At 71.7% G+C, this 15,603-nt stretch carries 14 protein-coding genes; 8 read left to right on the top strand and 6 right to left on the bottom strand.

Annotated features, from left to right (window positions below):
- Positions 1–15 precede the first annotated feature (15 nt).
- A complete protein-coding gene (locus HMPREF2833_RS00580; RefSeq protein ID WP_029603238.1) occupies positions 16–1,008 on the top strand; it encodes a lipid II:glycine glycyltransferase FemX in 993 nt (330 codons plus the stop codon).
- Positions 1,005–1,760, top strand: a complete 756-nt coding sequence (locus HMPREF2833_RS00575; protein WP_019310166.1) for an SDR family NAD(P)-dependent oxidoreductase — start codon at positions 1,005–1,007, stop codon at positions 1,758–1,760. The genes HMPREF2833_RS00580 and HMPREF2833_RS00575 overlap by 4 nt, the downstream gene beginning before the upstream one ends.
- A gap of 50 nt (positions 1,761–1,810) precedes the next feature.
- Here HMPREF2833_RS00575 and HMPREF2833_RS00570 read toward each other — a convergent pair whose 3' ends face one another.
- On the bottom strand, positions 1,811–3,316 hold the full coding sequence (locus HMPREF2833_RS00570; RefSeq protein WP_070636209.1) for a hypothetical protein: 1,506 nt from the start codon (positions 3,314–3,316) through the stop codon (positions 1,811–1,813).
- Positions 3,317–3,430: 114 nt separating this feature from the next.
- Positions 3,431–4,438, bottom strand: a complete 1,008-nt coding sequence (gene glpX, locus HMPREF2833_RS00565; RefSeq protein WP_019310167.1) for a class II fructose-bisphosphatase — start codon at positions 4,436–4,438, stop codon at positions 3,431–3,433.
- Positions 4,439–4,575: 137 nt separating this feature from the next.
- On the opposite strand from glpX, the gene HMPREF2833_RS00560 reads away from it, so the two are divergent.
- The 4 genes from HMPREF2833_RS00560 (at position 4,576) to HMPREF2833_RS00545 (ending at position 10,134) form a co-directional block, all read left to right on the top strand.
- Positions 4,576–5,451, top strand: a complete 876-nt coding sequence (locus HMPREF2833_RS00560) for a DUF4245 domain-containing protein (protein ID WP_070636206.1) — start codon at positions 4,576–4,578, stop codon at positions 5,449–5,451.
- Between the two features lie 195 nt (positions 5,452–5,646).
- The gene (locus tag HMPREF2833_RS00555) at positions 5,647–6,297 is read left to right on the top strand and encodes a carbonic anhydrase (RefSeq protein ID WP_180956178.1); all 651 of its coding nucleotides are present in this window, start codon (positions 5,647–5,649) and stop codon (positions 6,295–6,297) included.
- A gap of 341 nt (positions 6,298–6,638) precedes the next feature.
- Entirely contained in the window at positions 6,639–8,045 is a 1,407-nt protein-coding gene (locus HMPREF2833_RS00550; protein WP_070636204.1) for a class II fumarate hydratase, read from the top strand.
- Between the two features lie 346 nt (positions 8,046–8,391).
- Positions 8,392–10,134 (top strand): pyruvate dehydrogenase, encoded by a 1,743-nt coding sequence (locus HMPREF2833_RS00545; protein WP_019310171.1) that lies wholly within the window; start codon positions 8,392–8,394, stop codon positions 10,132–10,134.
- 122 nt (positions 10,135–10,256) lie between these two features.
- Here HMPREF2833_RS00545 and HMPREF2833_RS00540 read toward each other — a convergent pair whose 3' ends face one another.
- The gene (locus HMPREF2833_RS00540; RefSeq protein WP_059280846.1) at positions 10,257–10,724 is read right to left on the bottom strand and encodes an NUDIX hydrolase; all 468 of its coding nucleotides are present in this window, start codon (positions 10,722–10,724) and stop codon (positions 10,257–10,259) included.
- A 73-nt stretch (positions 10,725–10,797) separates the two neighbouring features.
- Complete coding sequence (locus tag HMPREF2833_RS00535) at positions 10,798–11,337, bottom strand: prepilin peptidase (RefSeq protein ID WP_059280890.1); 540 nt, start codon at positions 11,335–11,337, stop codon at positions 10,798–10,800.
- 79 nt (positions 11,338–11,416) lie between these two features.
- Between HMPREF2833_RS00535 and HMPREF2833_RS00530 the strand changes: the two genes are divergently transcribed.
- Complete coding sequence (locus tag HMPREF2833_RS00530; RefSeq protein WP_070636202.1) at positions 11,417–12,187, top strand: hypothetical protein; 771 nt, start codon at positions 11,417–11,419, stop codon at positions 12,185–12,187.
- A 136-nt stretch (positions 12,188–12,323) separates the two neighbouring features.
- On the opposite strand, the gene HMPREF2833_RS00525 is transcribed toward HMPREF2833_RS00530, so the two are convergent.
- Positions 12,324–13,766, bottom strand: coding sequence for a PhoH family protein (locus HMPREF2833_RS00525; protein WP_223110450.1), 1,443 nt, complete (start codon positions 13,764–13,766; stop codon positions 12,324–12,326).
- Positions 13,767–13,988: 222 nt separating this feature from the next.
- Complete coding sequence (locus tag HMPREF2833_RS00520; RefSeq protein ID WP_059280844.1) at positions 13,989–14,750, bottom strand: isoprenyl transferase; 762 nt, start codon at positions 14,748–14,750, stop codon at positions 13,989–13,991.
- A 136-nt stretch (positions 14,751–14,886) separates the two neighbouring features.
- On the opposite strand from HMPREF2833_RS00520, the gene HMPREF2833_RS00515 reads away from it, so the two are divergent.
- Positions 14,887–15,594 carry a PAQR family membrane homeostasis protein TrhA gene (locus HMPREF2833_RS00515; RefSeq protein ID WP_082698293.1) on the top strand — a complete coding sequence of 236 codons (708 nt, stop codon included), beginning with the start codon at positions 14,887–14,889 and terminating at the stop codon, positions 15,592–15,594.
- Positions 15,595–15,603: the final 9 nt, after the last annotated feature.

The following is a 15,603-nucleotide window of genomic DNA, read 5'->3' as shown; positions in this document are numbered from 1 at the left end:
CGGTACAGTGGGGGCGTGGCAAACATCCTCCAGTCCCCCGAATGGGCACAGTTCCAGCAACGCATCGGTCACCGAGTGGTCCAGGCCGAGGGCCCGGGGTGGCGGTACCTGGCCACGGTCGAGGGCGGCCGCACCGGGCGCTACCTCTACTGCCCCTACGGCCCCGAGGCCGAGTCCCCCGAGGCGTTCGACCTCGCGCTGGCGGACCTCGCGACCCAGGCCAGGGCGCACCGCTGCTGGTTCGTGCGGGTGGAGCCGGTCAACGGGAACCCCGCACGGGCGGGCGAGGCCCCTGAGGCGTCACTGGAGCGCCGGGGCATGAAGCGCTCCCCGCGCCAGGTGCAGCCGGGGCACACCCAGGTGGTGGACCTGCGCAGGGATCCCAAGGACCTGCTCAAGGACATGAAGTCCACCAACCGGAACCTGTACCGCAACATCCACAAGAAGGGCGTGAGCATCGAGCGTTCCGAGGACCCGCGGGACGTCCGGTACCTGCTCGAGTTCCTGGAGGACACCGCCGCGCGCCGCAACTTCAACCGCCAGCAGGACGACTACCTGCGCGCCGCCGCGGAGACCCTGATGCCGGTGGGCGCGGCGAGCCTCTACCTCGCGAAGCTCGACGGCACGCCCATCGCGGCGTCGCTCGTGTACGACTCCGCGGACACCCGCACCTACGCGCACGCCGCCATGGACCAGGAGCACCGCAGGCTCTCGGCCGGGATCCCGCTCGTGGTGACCATGATCATGGACGCCCGGGAGAAGGGCCTCACGTGGTTCGACCTCTTCGGCACCGCGCCGGAGGGCGCCGGCCCCGAGCACGAGTGGTACGGCTTCACGTCCTTCAAGAAGTCCTTCGGCGGCGAACCCGTGTCCCATGCGGGCACATGGGACCTCCCGGTGTCCCGTGCGGGGTACGCCGCCTACAACGGCGGGAGGGCTGCCCGGGAAGGGCTGGTGGCCGCCCGGCGGAAGCTGCGGTCGCTGCGCACCCGCGGAGCGGCGTCGTGACCCGCACCGCGCTGGTCACCGGGGCCACGGGAGGGATCGGCCGGGCGTTCGCCCGGGCGCTGCACGAGCGGGGCTGGGCGCTGGTGCTCACCGGGCGCAGCGAGGAGAAGCTCACCGCCCTCTCCCACGAGGTCACCGGCGGGGTGGCCCGCACGGTGGCCGCGGACCTGGGCACCCAGGACGGGATCGACGCCCTCGTGCGCGTCCTGGAGCAGGACCCCGTGGACCTGCTGGTCAACAACGCCGGTTTCGGCAGCCACGGCGAGTTCGCCACGCTCGATCTGGACCGTGAGCTCGAGGAGCTCACCGTCAACGTGCGCGCGCTCATGACCCTGACCCACGCGGCGCTGCGCACCATGACCGCCGCCCGCAGCGGGGCAATCGTCAACATCGGCTCCGTGGCGGGGTTCCAGCCGCTGCCGTCCATGGCCACGTACAGCGCGTCCAAGGCGTTCGTGGACCGCTTCACGCTCGCGGTGGGTGTGGAGGCCCGCAAGCACGGCGTGCGGGTGCTGAGCGTGAATCCCGGGCCCGTGGACACCGACTTCTTCGCCGTGGCGGACGCCGCCGCCATCGACCTCGGGCGGTCGGCCCGGCCGGAGGACCTCGCGGCAGCGGCACTGTCCGCCCTCGAGCGCGGACGCTCGCGGCTCGTGTTCCCGCGGGCCTACCACGTCCTGGAGCGCATCACCGGTCTCGTGCCGCACGCGCTCAGCGCACGGGTGGCCAACAGGGTGTCGGGGCGCTCCTGACGCCCGGTTCCCCGGGGCCGGTTACGGCGCCAGTGCGGCGCCGGGTGGCGCTACCAGCGGGCGGCGTCCCTCACGGCGGCGCGTCCTTCGGCCACGGCCCGCCGCAGCAGGGCGCTCGCCCGGTTCTCACTGGGCTCCGGCTCCCCACCGCCGGTGGACGACGACGCCGTCCGCCCACTCTCTGCCGCCGCCCCCGCACTCGGTGCGGCACCGCCGGACTCGGTGCCGCCGCGCCCCGCGCCGCGCTTGAGTCGGCCCACGAGGAGACGGCTGCGAGCTCCTGAGTGCTTGTCCTGCGCGGGCTCCTGCGCTCCGTGGGCCGGTGCGGCGTCACCGTGCGGGGCGAGATCCTGCGGTCGCGCGAGGTCCGGGTCAGCGTCCACCGCGGCGGCAATGGGGGTGACCGGAGCGAGCGGCTCGTCCCCAGGGCTCGGGAGACCGGTCACCTGGGGCGCTGGGTGCCGTGACGGCGCCCCAGGACGCGCACGTCCCTCGGAGTCGGGCGCCCCGTGAGCCGCCAGCGTTCCCGGGTCCTCGCCCGCCTCGGGGAGCAGGTCGTTCTGCGGCGCGGCCGGGCGGCGTCGCCCGAAGAAACGGCGCCGCGTCTTCTCCGCGCGTCCCGCCACCTGGAACTCGCCCACGAGCGGGAACTCCCACGTGCCCAGCACCTCGTGGTCCTCGGTGGCCAGTTCGCGCAGCACCATGGGCTGGCCCGGCTGGTCCGGGTCCCCGGCGAGCACCTTGTGGACCTGGCGCTGCTGCAGCTGCACGAGGCCCGTGAGCAGCAGGGCGTCGTCCACCCCGAGCTGGCGCGCGCGGTCGGTGAAACCCGAGCGGTGGATCATGGCGGACTCCCCGTTGTGGACGAACCACAGGTAGCCCAGGGCATGCTCCGCGCCACCCTCCTCCGGGCACTCGGTGGCCACGAGGAACACGGAGTCGTCCCCCACGGCCCGCAGCAGATCCCTGATGTGCTGGGTGCGCAGACCCACGTGGGACAGGTCCCGGTCCGCGGCGTCCACACGGCGCACCCGGATCCCCGAGTCCCGCAGCCCTCCACGGCAGCGCTGCAGCGTGGCGCTGGACAATCTCCGGGACAGCTCGCCCTCGGTCTCACCGAGACGGACCACCAGGTGACGCGGTCCGGCCTCCCCGCGGCGCGGCTTGTCCCTGCGGCGGTACCCGGCCTCCGCGAGCTCGGCGGCCAGCGCCACGGTGGCGTGCGTGTCGGGGCTCACCCGCAGCACCGCGGCGTGGTGGGCGTCCCGGGCGTGGTCCTGCAGCGCGGCCAGCACGGTCACGAGGTCCCGCGGGTTCTTCACGTGCAGGGACTTGGCGTCCACCACCGTGTGGCGGTCCTCCGCGTGGACCAGAAGCTGCCCGTAGCCCACGGTCTGGTTCGCGCGGTCCACGGCCACCCGTTCCACGCTCACGCGCTCGCCCGTGAGGGCCTCGGCCTCCCCGATGCCCCACAGCAGGTCCGGGTGCCCTCCGGTGACCCGGACGCGGGCGTCCCAGCTCTTCCGGTTGCCGCACGGGGTCACGCTCAACGCCACGCCTGTTTCCTCTCCTCGGGCCCGATGCACCGCGCCCCAGCTTAGCGGCCGGCACCAACGACGCGTGCCCACCCGAACTCGGGTGGGCACGCGCTTCGTGGGGGATGTGGAGGCTCAGCCCTGGCGGCGCTCGTACTTCTCCCACTTGGTGGCCAAGTGCTCTGCCTCGACCATGCGGACCGTGCCAGAGTGCGAGCGCATCACGATGGACTGCGTGGTGATGGTGCGGCCGCGGTAGCGCACACCCCGCAGCAGGTCGCCGTCCGTGATGCCGGTGGCGGCGAAGAAGCAGTTGTCGGAGGTCACGAGCTCGTCCGTGGTGAGGATGCGGTCCACGTCCAGCCCGGCCTCCTCGGCCTTCTGGCGCTCGGTCTCGTCCGTGGGGGCCAGCCGACCCTGGATCACGCCGCCGGTGGCCTTGACGGCGCACGCGGTGACGATGCCCTCCGGGGTGCCGCCGATGCCCATCATCATGTCCACTCCGGTGCCCTCGCGGCACGCGGCGATCGCCCCGGCCACGTCCCCGTCCAGGATCATGCGGGTGCGGGCACCCGTGGCGCGAATCTCCTCCACGAGTCCCTGGTGGCGCGGGCGGTCCAGCACGCACACGGTGACCTGATTGGGCTTGACGCCCTTGGCCTTGGCCACCAGGTGGATGTTCTGCTTCACGGGCAGGCGCAGGTCCACCATGTCCGCGGCCTCGGGGCCCACCACGAGCTTGTCCATGTAGAACACGGCCGAGGGGTCGAACATGGAGCCGCCGTCCGCCACGGCGATCACCGCGAGCGCGTTGTTCATGCCCAACGCGGTGAGCCGGGTGCCGTCGATCGGGTCCACGGCCACGTCCGAGGCCGGCCCCGCTCCGCTGCCCACCTGCTCGCCGTTGAACAGCATGGGCGCCTCGTCCTTCTCGCCCTCGCCGATCACCACGGTGCCGTTGAAGTCCACGGTGGAGAGGAACGAGCGCATGGCGTCCACGGCCGCGCCGTCCGCGCTGTTCTTGTCACCGGCGCCCACCCAGTGGCCGCCCGCGATCGCCGCGGCCTCCGTGACACGCACCAGCTCCAGTGCCAAGTTGCGGTCCGCCACATTTCCCGAGCCCTGCTGGGTCGTCTCTGCCACGTTGTTCCTCACCTTCGAGTTACGGCGGCGCCCGGTCCGCGTGCTGCGGGGACCCGGGGCACCACCACGGGTGTCCCCAGCATATCCCCGGGCCCCGCTGTTGGGACGGTCCGCGCGGGCACGGCACAATGGAGCGCGTGAGTTCCTCTGCTTCCGGCCCCGACCCCCGCTCCGCCCACGGCGATCACCCCGCCGACGGCGCCGCCGCCCACCGCTCCCCCGCCGGCACCGACGGCGCCGCGGCCGTTCCCGGGAACAGTGGCGGCGCGGTCGACGGTCCCGGGGTCCCGCCCGCCTCCGGTGCAACCAGCACCCCCGGTGCGTCCTCCCCTCCCAGCATCGAGGGTGATTCCGGGAGCGCTGGTCCCGTCCCCGGTGCGGAGAGCGCCGCCCCGGAGAGTGGACCGGGCGGCGTGGGCAGCGGCACGGAGAACGCCGGGGACGCCGAGCAGCCCGTCCCCCAGCTGACCACCAAGCAGGCGGCGCGGATCAACGCCCCCATCCGGGGCATGGTCATCTCCATGGTGGTGCTCATGCTCCTGCTGCTGCCGTTCCTGTGGCTTCAGCCCAAGCCGGACGGACAGCCCTACCGCGCGAACGTGGACGTGGGCCAGGAGGCCGCGTTCGTGGCGGACCAGGCGCCCTTCACCCCGGCGGCCCCGCAGCTGCCCGAGGGGTGGAGCGCCAACTACGCGCGCTGGACCGAGAACTCCGAGGACGGCGTGCCGCTGTGGAACGTGGGATACCTCTCCCCCGAGTACCACCTGGTGGACCTCGTGCAGACGGCCGAGCCCAACCCCACGTGGCTCGCGCAGCGCACCGAGCAGGCTCCGCAGACCGGCGAGAAGACCGTCGGCGGGGTCACGTGGACCCTGCACCACCGCGAAGCCACGGACAAGCAGGAGGAGTACACGGCGTGGGTCGCCGACCTCAAGGACTCCACCGTGGTGCTCAGCGGCAAGGCACCGGACGCGGAGTTCGAGCAGGTCGCGCAGTCGCTGTCCGGCTCCTGATCCCCCGCCGTGTCCAGGGGTGGCCCCTGCGGTGCGGGAGCTCAGGGACCTCGGGACCGCCAAGATCGCCTTGACCGACCGGACTCAGGCCGCTGTCCGCGGCCCCGCAGAACCACGGCGTGAGCCGGTCTACCCTGGAACCGATGCGGGCCCGATCGGCGCCCGCGTACCCTTCGAGCACCCTGGAGCCGTTGCGTGAGCACTCAAACCACCGCCGTGGACCACACCCCCCGCACCCCGCTCGAGGCGTGGCGCGCCCTGCAGGACGGCAACGCCCGCTTCATCGCCGGGGAGACCGAGCACCCTCACCAGGACGCGCAGCGCCGCAAGGACCTCGCGCAGTCCCAGAAGCCGTTCGCCGTGATCTTCGGGTGCTCCGACTCCCGGCTGGCCGCGGAGATCATCTTCGACCTCGGCCTCGGTGACACCTTCGTGATCCGCACCGCCGGTCAGGTGATCGACAACGCCGTGCTCGGCTCCCTGGAGTACGCGATCGAGGTGCTCGGCACGCCGCTGATCATGGTCCTCGGCCACGACTCGTGCGGCGCGGTGACGGCCACCAAGGACTCCGTGGAGTCCGGACAGCTGCCCCGCGGCTTCCAGCGCGACCTCGTGGAGCGCATCACCCCGTCCGTCCTGGAGGCCAAGCGCGCCGGGGACGCGGACCTGCAGGACATGGTCGTGGAGCACACCCGGCAGACCGCCGCACGGCTCATGGACCACTCCGCCGCGATCTCCACTGCAGTCACCCGCGGGGACGCCGCTGTGATCGGCGTGTTCTACCACCTCGCGGACGGCAAGGCCGAGCTGGTCTACAGCGAGGACCCCGCCTTCGGCGAGGCCTGAGCCTCCCGGGGCCTACCTCACGCCCCGCGCCGCCCGCATCGCACAGCCGCAGCCCCGCCCCGCCGCGGCCCCGCCCCGCCCCGCACACCCGCGTGATGCTGTGGTGTGGAGCAAACGCAGCATCACGGCCCATCTTGTGCACTATCGACACATGAGAGCGTCCCGGTCCGCGCGGAGGCGTGCAGCTGCGGGTGCGGGTTCCCCACCGGAGGTCCGTGCGAAGGCCTCCGGGCGGGCGACGACGCTGCGGCACCCGGGCGGGCGGCGTCGTCGTCCGTCATGCGGCCGCGCGTGCACCGAAGCAGCGGGCGCGCGGCGGTGCGGGCGCCTAAACTGGGGCCATGGCTGAAAACACCGAGTACCGCATCGAACACGACACCATGGGCGAGGTGCGCGTTCCCAAGAACGCGCTCTACCGTGCGCAGACGCAGCGCGCCGTGGAGAACTTCCCCATCTCCGGCACCACCCTGGAGCGCGAGCACATCAGGGCCCTCGCCCAGGTGAAGAAGGCCGCCGCCACCGCCAACGAGGAGCTGGGTGTGCTGGACGCGCAGCGCGCGCAGGCCATCCGCGACGCAGCAGACGCCGTGGCCTCCGGCGAGTACGACGCCGACTTCCCGATCGACGTGTTCCAGACCGGCTCCGGCACCTCCTCGAACATGAACACCAACGAGGTGCTTGCCACGCTGGCGTCCCGGGCGCTGGAGTCCGCCGGTGTGGAGGTCCACCCGAACGACCACGTCAACGCCTCGCAGTCCTCCAACGACGTGTTCCCCACCTCGGTGCACGTGGCCGTGACCAACGCCCTGATCAACGACCTCAAGCCGGCCATGGACGTGCTCGCCACCTCCCTGGAGAAGAAGGCAGCGGAGTTCAAGGACGTCGTGAAGTCCGGGCGCACCCACCTCATGGACGCCACCCCCGTGACCCTGGGCCAGGAGTTCGGCGGCTGGGCCGCGCAGGTGCGCTACGGCATCGAGCGCATCGACGCCTCCCTGCCGCGCGTGGCCGAGGTCCCCCTGGGCGGCACCGCCGTGGGCACCGGCATCAACACCCCGGACGGTTTCTCCGCGCGTGTGATCGAGCTGCTCTCCGAGGAGACCGGGCTGCCCCTCACGGAGGCCCGCAACCACTTCGAGGCGCAGGCCAACCGCGACGGCCTGGTGGAAGCCTCCGGGCAGCTGCGCAACATCGCGTACTCCTACATGAAGATCATGAACGACATCCGCTGGATGGGCTCCGGGCCCAACACCGGTCTGGGCGAGCTGCACATCCCGGACCTGCAGCCGGGCTCCTCGATCATGCCGGGCAAGGTCAACCCCGTGATCTGCGAGGCGACCATCCAGGTGGCGGCCCAGGTGATCGGCAACGACACCACCGTGGCGCTGTCCTCCACCAACGGCGCGTTCGAGCTGAACGTGGGCATCCCCGTGATGGCCGCGAACCTGCTCGAGTCCATCCGCCTGCTCGCCAACTCTTCCCGCGTGGCGGCGGAAAAGATGGTGGACGGGCTGCAGGCCAACGAGGAGCGCTGCCGCTTCCTGGCCGAGGCCTCCCCCTCGATCGTGACCCCGCTGAACAAGGCCATCGGCTACGAGGCCGCCGCGAAGATCGCCAAGCACGCCGTGGCCAACAAGGTCACCGTGCGCGAGGCGACCATCGAGCTCGGCTACATGGACGGCGAGAAGCTCACCGAGGAGCAGCTCGACAAGGCGCTGGACGTCACCACCATGACGGGCAACCACTGAGCCACCGGTTGACCGCCGCGCCCGCCTGCGCGGCGGGCGCGTGACAGGACCCGGCCTCCCCGTGAGGGGTGGCCGGGTCCTTCCGGTTCCGGGCCGGGGACCTCGCGCCGGCCCCGCAGTGCGCCGCGCGGACGACGCCGCAGGGTTGGGTCCGCGCGCCCGGTCCCCGTCCGTCCGGCGCGGGACCGAGCGGCTGCGGGGCCCTCGTGGGACACCGCACGCGCCGGTGTTCCGTTGCCCACAGATCTTTTCGGCTGCAAGGATCCGGGTCTACCCTGGAGGGCAGAGACATTCGTGATGCCCGCCCGGGTGCTCCCGCGGCGGGCCGTTCCTTCGAGGAGACAGTGTGAAGCTCGCAGAACAGATCGTCCAGCAGCTCGTGGAAGCCGGCGTGGAGCGCATCTACGGCGTGGTCGGCGACAGCCTCAACCCCATCGTGGACGCCGTGCGCCGCACCGGCGGCTCCGCCAAGGGCGGGATCGACTGGGTGCACGTGCGCCACGAGGAGGCCGGTGCGTTCGCCGCGAGCGCCGAGGCCCAGCTGACCGGCAAGCTCGCCGTGTGCGCGGGCTCGTGCGGACCGGGCAACCTGCACCTGATCAACGGGCTGTACGACGCCAACCGCTCCGGTGCGCCCGTGCTGGCCATCGCCTCCCACATCCCCTCGCAGTACATCGGCTCCGAGTACTTCCAGGAGACCCACCCGGACAGGATCTTCACCGAGTGCTCTGTGTACTCGGAGCTGGTGAGCACCCCGCAGCAGTGCCCCGCCGTGGTGAGCTCCGCGATCCAGTTCGCCGTGACCAGCCCCGGCGTCTCCGTGGTCACGCTGCCGGGTGACCTCGCGGACTCGGACGTCGCGGTGGAGGCCCGGCCGTTCGCCGTGCCGGCACCGAGCGCCGTCGTTCCCTCGGACGAGACGGTCGAGCGCATGGCGCAGGCCCTGAACTCGGCCAAGAAGGTCGCGATCTTCGCGGGCATCGGCGTGGCCGGCGCCCACGACGAGGTGATTGCCCTCGCGGACACCCTGAAGGCCCCCGTGGGCCACTCGTTGCGGGGCAAGGACCAGATCCAGTACGACAACCCGTTCGACGTGGGCATGACCGGGCTGCTGGGCTACGGTGCCGCGGCGGAGGGGCTGCACGACGCCGACGTGATGCTCATGCTCGGCACGGACTTCCCGTACGACCAGTTCCTCCCGGACGTCACCACCATCCAGGTGGACACCGATCCCACCGTGATCGGGCGCCGCACCGGCGTGGACATCCCCGTGCACGGTGACGTGAAGTCCACGATCCTCAAGCTGCTGCCCGAGCTCACGGTCAAGTCCGACCGCTCGTTCCTGGACAAGACCCTGGCCAAGCACGACAAGCTCATGAACAAGGCCGTGGGGGCGTACACCCGCAAGGTCGAGAAGATGACACCCATCCACCCGGAGTACGCGGCGTCCATCCTGGACCAGGTGGCGGCCCGCGACGCCGTGTTCACCGCGGACACCGGCATGTGCAACGTGTGGAGCGCCCGCTACATCAATCCGCTGGGCACCCGCCGCATCCTGGGCTCCTACCTGCACGGGTCCATGGCCAACGCCCTGCCGCAGGCGATCGGCGCGCAGCTGGCCGAGCCGGGACGCCAGGTCATCTCCATGTCGGGTGACGGCGGGCTCTCCATGCTCATGGGCGAGCTGCTGACGCTCGCGGCCTACAACCTGCCCGTGACCGTGGTGGTGTTCAACAACTCCACGCTGGGCATGGTCAAGCTGGAGATGCTCGTGGACGGGCTGCCGGACTTCGGCGTGGACGTGCCCCAGGCGAACTACGCGCAGATCGCCACCGCCATGGGCATGCAGGGCATCCGGGTGGAGAAGCCCAAGGACCTCGAGTCCGCGTTCACCACCGCGCTCGCCCACCAGGGCCCGTCCGTGGTGGAGGTCATCACCGACCCCAACGCCCTGTCCATCCCCCCGGAGATCAAGAAGGACCAGGTCTTCGGCTTCGCCACTGCGATGTCCCGCATCGTGCTCAACCGCGGCGCCGGCGAGGCCGTCTCCATGGCCCGCTCCAACCTGCGCAACATCCCGCGCGGCTGATCCGCCGGCCGGGTCCGTCCCGGCTGGCTCCTTCCCGGCGGGGCCCGTTACCGCCCGGGGACGCACGGACGACGACGCCGCGGGGCCGCCCCCGCGGCGTCGTCGCGTGTCCGGGCGCGGGCTCAGCTCTCGAAGCCGGTGCGCCCCGTGAACTCCAGCGCCGCGTGCAGCCGCTCGGCCTGGTGCTCAGGCATCTCCGGGAGGGCGTCCACGGGGTACCAGCCGACCTCGAGGGACTCGTCGTCCGCGACCCGCGCGTCCCCGCCCACGTAGCTGCACAGGAACGTGTGGTCCAGGAACTGGCAACGGTCCCCGTTGGGGAACTCCACTTCCCCTCCGGCCTTGACCCGCACCAGGGCATCCACGGTGATCTCCACCCCCGTCTCCTCCAGGCACTCCCGACGGGCGGCCACACCGGGGTCCTCCCCCGGCTCCACGATGCCGGTGATGAGCCCCCAGTTCCCGTTGTCCGCGCGCCGTCCGAGCAGCACCTTGCCCTCGTGCAGCACCACGGCGGTGCAGCCGGGCAGCCACAGCAGGTCGTGGCCGATGCTGCGCCGCAGCTGCTGGATGAAGTCCGGGACGGCCATGGGGTGATCTCCTCGGGGTGCAGGGGTGCAGGGGTGCAGAACTGCGGCGGTGGGCGGGTTCAGGAGGGCCCTGTCACACGAACGCCACCACACCCAAGCTTCCCACGATCATGAACGGCCCCAGGGGAATGCGGCTGGTGGGTCCTGCCCTCCCCGACAGCAGCAGCACAGCGCAGAAGGCGCCCGCGAGCAGGAACGTGGCCGCGAGCGCCACCACGGTGTGCGTCACGGAGGAGAAGCCGGTGAGGATCCCGAGCACACCCGCCAGCCGGACGTCCCCGAGTCCCATGCCCGCGGGATGCGCCAGTCTCAGCGCCAGGAACAGCCCACCCATGATGAGCATCCCCCACAGCATCCACCCGAGCCGCTCGGGGTCGTCCCCGAGGACCGCCGCGGCGCCCAGCAGCAGGACCGTGACGGGGTAGAGCGGTCGCACCACGGAACCGGGGAGTCGGTGCTCGCGGATGTCGGTGGCCGCGAGCCACACCCCGGAGCACGCGAGCACCAGGACGGCCAGCGCGCACAGCACTGCCGCGAGCTGGGCACTGAGTGCCGCTTCCTGCAGGTGGTCCCCCACGAATCCCCCGATGCCCGCCGAGTTGGGCTGCATCATGGGGCCATGGTAGGCACCGCCCAGCCGCCTGCCGGAGATGTTGCAGGGGCTGTGCAGGGCGGCTTCGTAGACTGGGCCCATGAGCGTTCCCTGGCAGACCCGGCCCGCCCACCCGGACGCCTCCGAGGAGACTTTCGCGGCCCTCTGCCGCTCCTCGCCGTGGCGCTGGGACACCCTGCGGTTCTCACTGCACTGGGTGGGGGGCGCCGCAGCCACGCCCGCGGAACCCGTGCGGGCGTGGCTGCGGCGCCCCTCGGACCTGCGCGTCGAGACGCTGCACGGTGAGCCCCTCTACACCTCCACGTCCCTGGAGCGTTCCCGTGACGACTTCTACGTCACAGACACTCCCCGTTCGTGGCTGCTCCCGCCCGCCCTGGTGGCGCCGCTCTACGACGACCACGGCCTGGTCACCCGCCGACCCGAGGCCGCCTACGGGGACCCGGTGTTCGGCGGCGGCCGCTGGCAGGCGATCCTGGATCCCGTGGAGTGCGTGGGGTCGGCGCCCGTGCCTCCCTACCTCCCGGAGCAGCGCCCCGCTGCGCTGCACTCCGTGGTGGCGGGGGCCTTCGCCGGACGCCGCGTGTGGTGCGCCACCGTGGAGCCCACGCCGCGCTACCGCCCCGTGACGGACGCCCACCCCCTGGCCCCCGGCCCCACACGCATCGCGGTGGACACCGCCACGAGCGTGTGCGTCTACTCGCACGTGCTCCGGGGCCCCCACGCGGGGCAGGGCCACCGGCTCGTGATCGAGGCGGTGGACGAGTACATGCTGGACGACCTCTTCACCCGCCAGGACTTCGACCTCACGGACGTCTCCCGCCACGTGCCCTGGCCCGTGGCCGCCTCGTAGCCGCACTGCCACGTGCGGTCCCACACTCGGCATCGCGGCCGTGGGGGACGCCGAGGGTACGCCGCTCCCCTCCCACCGGACCGGGCGGCGTCGTCCCCCGCCCGACGCCGCCGCGGCCGTCCGTGCACGGGGCGCGTCACACGTCGTGACGCTCCAGGACGTCCGTGACGAGCGCGGCAATGGGCGAGCGCTCCGACCGGGTGAGGGTCACATGGCCGAACAGCTCCTGACCCTTGAGCGCCTCGACCACGGCCATGACGCCGTCGTGGCGACCCACCCGCAGGTTGTCCCGCTGGGCCACGTCGTGGGTGAGCACCACCTTGGAGTTCTGCCCGATCCGGGACAGCGCCGTGAGCAGCACGTTGCGCTCGAGGGACTGGGCCTCGTCCACGATCACCCATGCGTCGTGCAGCGAGCGCCCACGGATGTGGGTCAGAGGCAGCACCTCGAGCATGCCGCGCGCCACGACGTCGTCCACCACGGCCGGGGAGACCACAGCGGAGAGGGTGTCGAAGACCGCCTGGCCCCACGGGTTCATCTTCTCCTCCTCGGTGCCAGGCAGGTAGCCGAGGTCCTGGCCGCCCACCGCGTAGAGGGGGCGGAAGACCATGATGCGGCGGTGCTCGCGACGTTCCAGCACGGTCTCGAGCCCAGCGCACAGTGCGAGCGCGGACTTTCCCGTGCCCGCGCGCCCGCCCAGGGACACGATCCCCACGGAGGGGTCCAGCAGCAGGTCGATCGCCAGGCGCTGCTCCGCGGAACGGCCCTGCACGCCGAAGACGTCCTTGTCCGCGGCCACCACCCGCGCCTGCCCGTCGCGCTGCACGCGGGCCAGCGCGCTGCCCGCGGAGGAGCGCACCACGAGGCCGGTGTTCACGGGCAGTTCACGGGCCCCCTCCACCTCCGCGTGCCCGTCCAGGTAGAGCCCGGAGACGACGTCGTCCGGGACGTCCAGCTGGGCCACGCCCGTGTACTCGTCGTCCCCGCCCAGCCACTCGGCACGGTACTCGTCCGCAGCCAGACCCAGGGCGGAGGCCTTGACGCGCATCGGGAGGTCCTTGGAGACCACACACACGTCGTGACCCTCCTGCGCGAGGTTCGCGGCCACCGAGAGGATGCGGGAGTCGTTGTCCTTGAGCCGGAAGCTCTGGGGCAGCACCGTGTCCGCCACGTGGTTGAGCTCCACCGCCAGGCACCCACCACCCGGGAGCTCCACGGGGCGGTCCAGCCCGCCGTGGGTCACGCGGAGGTCGTCGAGCAGCCGCAGCGCCTTGCGCGCGAAGTAGCCCAGATCCGGGTCGTGACGCTTGGCCTCGAGCTCGGTGATCACCACCATGGGCACCACCACACGGTGCTCCGCGAAGCGCAGCAGGGCCCGCGGATCCGAGAGCAGCACGGAGGTGTCGATCACGTAGCTGCGCACCGCGCGGGCTGTGTCCGCGGGCTGCGCTGCTCCGGCCAGGCCGCTCGGGTCCACCGGGGAACCGGAGGCCCCGGCGGAAGGCGCGATCCCCACGGGTGCGTCCTGGCCGGGAAGTCCTGCGGAACGAACGGGTGCCACGGAGGTGTCGCTGCTCATGGGGGCCTTTCCACGCGGGTTCGGGCCGGCACGTGCCGGGTGGTTCCACGCTAGGAGCCGAGAGGAAGAGCGCCCCGGCCCCGCGGTGAACGAGGCGTGAACATCCGCCGTGGAAACGGCACCGCCCGGCATCCCCGTGGGAACCACGGTGAACGCCCGTGTCCGATGACCGCACCCACGGATCGGTGAACGCCTCCGCGGGCCGGAACGGTGCGCCGCCCGTCAGCCCCCGAAGCGGCGCTGGCGGCGGGCGTAGTCCCGCAGCGCCCGCAGGAAGTCCACGCGGCGGAAGTCCGGCCACAGGGCCTCGCAGAAGTAGAACTCGCTGTAGGCGGACTGCCACATCAGGAAGCCCGAGAGCCGCTGCTCGCCGGAGGTGCGGATCAAGAGGTCCGGGTCCGGCTGCCCCCGCGTGTAGAGGTGGTCGGAGATGTGCTCCACGCTCAGCGACTCGGCCATCCCCGTGAGGGACTCCCCCCGGGCGGCGGCGTCCGCGAGGACCTCGCGCACCGCGTCCACGATCTCCTGGCGCCCGCCGTAGCCCACCGCGATGTTGAGGTGCGGCCCGGGGTTGTCGGCGGTCCTGCGGGCGCTGCACTCGAGCTGCTCCTGCAGCGCCGCAGGCAGCGTGGACAGTGCGCCCACCGGCTGGATGCGGCAGATGCCCTCGTCCTGCAGCTCGCACATGAGCTGGGTGATGATGTCCAGCAGCGCCTCGAGCTCCTCGGGCGGGCGGTTGAGATTCTCCGTGGAGAGGATGTAGAGGGTGACCACCTGGACGTCGAGCTCGTGGCACCAGCGCAGGAACTCCACGATCTTGCGCGCCCCGGCCCGGTGGCCCTCCTCCGTGGTGGCCCCGAACTGCTTGGCCCAGCGTCGGTTGCCGTCCACCAGCACACCCACGTGGTGGGGCAGCTCCTCGGGTGCGAGGGTGCGGGCCAGGCGATGCTCGTAGAAGGAGTACAGCACTCGGGGGAGCTTCACGGCGTTCCTACCCCCTGCTTCGCGTCGGCCTGCGTGGTTCCACACGTTCTAAACTACCCGTAGGTCAAGCGCAGTCCAGCAGCGCCCCACCGCCCCGGCGCAGTCCGGGCCGTCCTGGAAGGCAGTGGTACCCAGCATGCGAGAAGATCGTGCGGCCCAGACCCCCGCACCCCCCACCGTGGTCCGACACACCCGCCACGGCGAGCTCACGGTGGAGAAGAAGCCCGCCTGGCGCGGGTGGATCCACGCTGGCTTCAGCCCGTTCGCGATCGCCATGGGGGTCGTGGCCATCGTGGTGGCACCCACGCTGCAGCTGCGCCTGGCGTGCCTGGTCTACACGATCACTGCCGTGATGCTGTTCGGGACCTCTGCCATCTACCACCGCTTCTACTGGGGCGCCCGCATGAACGCGGTGCTGCGCAGACTGGACCACTCCAACATCGCCCTGATCATCGCCGGCACCTACACCCCGCTGGCCGTGAGCTTCCTGCCCAGCGGCCCGGCCACCGTGCTGCTCGCCGTGATCTGGTCCATCGGCGCGCTGCTCGTGCTCTTCCGGGTGTTCTGGCTGGGTGCGCCCCGGTGGCTGTACACCCCGCTCTACGTGGTCATGGGGTGCATCGCCCTGCTGTACCTGCCCGCGTTCTTCGCGGTGAACGTCCCGGCCACGGTGCTGCTGATCTGCGGCGGCGCCGCGTACATCGCCGGCGCCGTCTGCTACGCCACCAAGTGGCCGCGGCTGCGCCCCGCAACGTTCAGCTTCCACGAGGTCTTCCACGCGTGCACCATCGTGGGCTTCGTGTGCCACTACATCTCGATCATGCTCGCCATGTTCGCGTCCTGAACCGAGCAC

The sequence above is a fragment of the Kocuria sp. HMSC066H03 genome, assembly GCF_001812045.1.
Classification (GTDB): domain Bacteria; phylum Actinomycetota; class Actinomycetes; order Actinomycetales; family Micrococcaceae; genus Kocuria; species Kocuria rhizophila.
Note: the sequence above shows the minus strand (reverse complement) of the source record. Positions and strands in the feature narration are given on the sequence as shown.

What these genes read in the sequence shown, in the direction of transcription:
- HMPREF2833_RS00550 (WP_070636204.1), top strand. Translation starts at nt 6,639, where the DNA reads ATGGCTGAAAACACCGAGTACCGCATCGAACACGACACCATGGGCGAG.
- HMPREF2833_RS00540 (WP_059280846.1), bottom strand. Translation starts at nt 10,724, where the DNA reads ATGGCCGTCCCGGACTTCATCCAGCAGCTGCGGCGCAGCATCGGCCAC.
- HMPREF2833_RS00535 (WP_059280890.1), bottom strand. Translation starts at nt 11,337, where the DNA reads ATGATGCAGCCCAACTCGGCGGGCATCGGGGGATTCGTGGGGGACCAC.
- HMPREF2833_RS00530 (WP_070636202.1), top strand. Translation starts at nt 11,417, where the DNA reads ATGAGCGTTCCCTGGCAGACCCGGCCCGCCCACCCGGACGCCTCCGAG.
- HMPREF2833_RS00525 (WP_223110450.1), bottom strand. Translation starts at nt 13,766, where the DNA reads ATGAGCAGCGACACCTCCGTGGCACCCGTTCGTTCCGCAGGACTTCCC.
- HMPREF2833_RS00515 (WP_082698293.1), top strand. Translation starts at nt 14,887, where the DNA reads ATGCGAGAAGATCGTGCGGCCCAGACCCCCGCACCCCCCACCGTGGTC.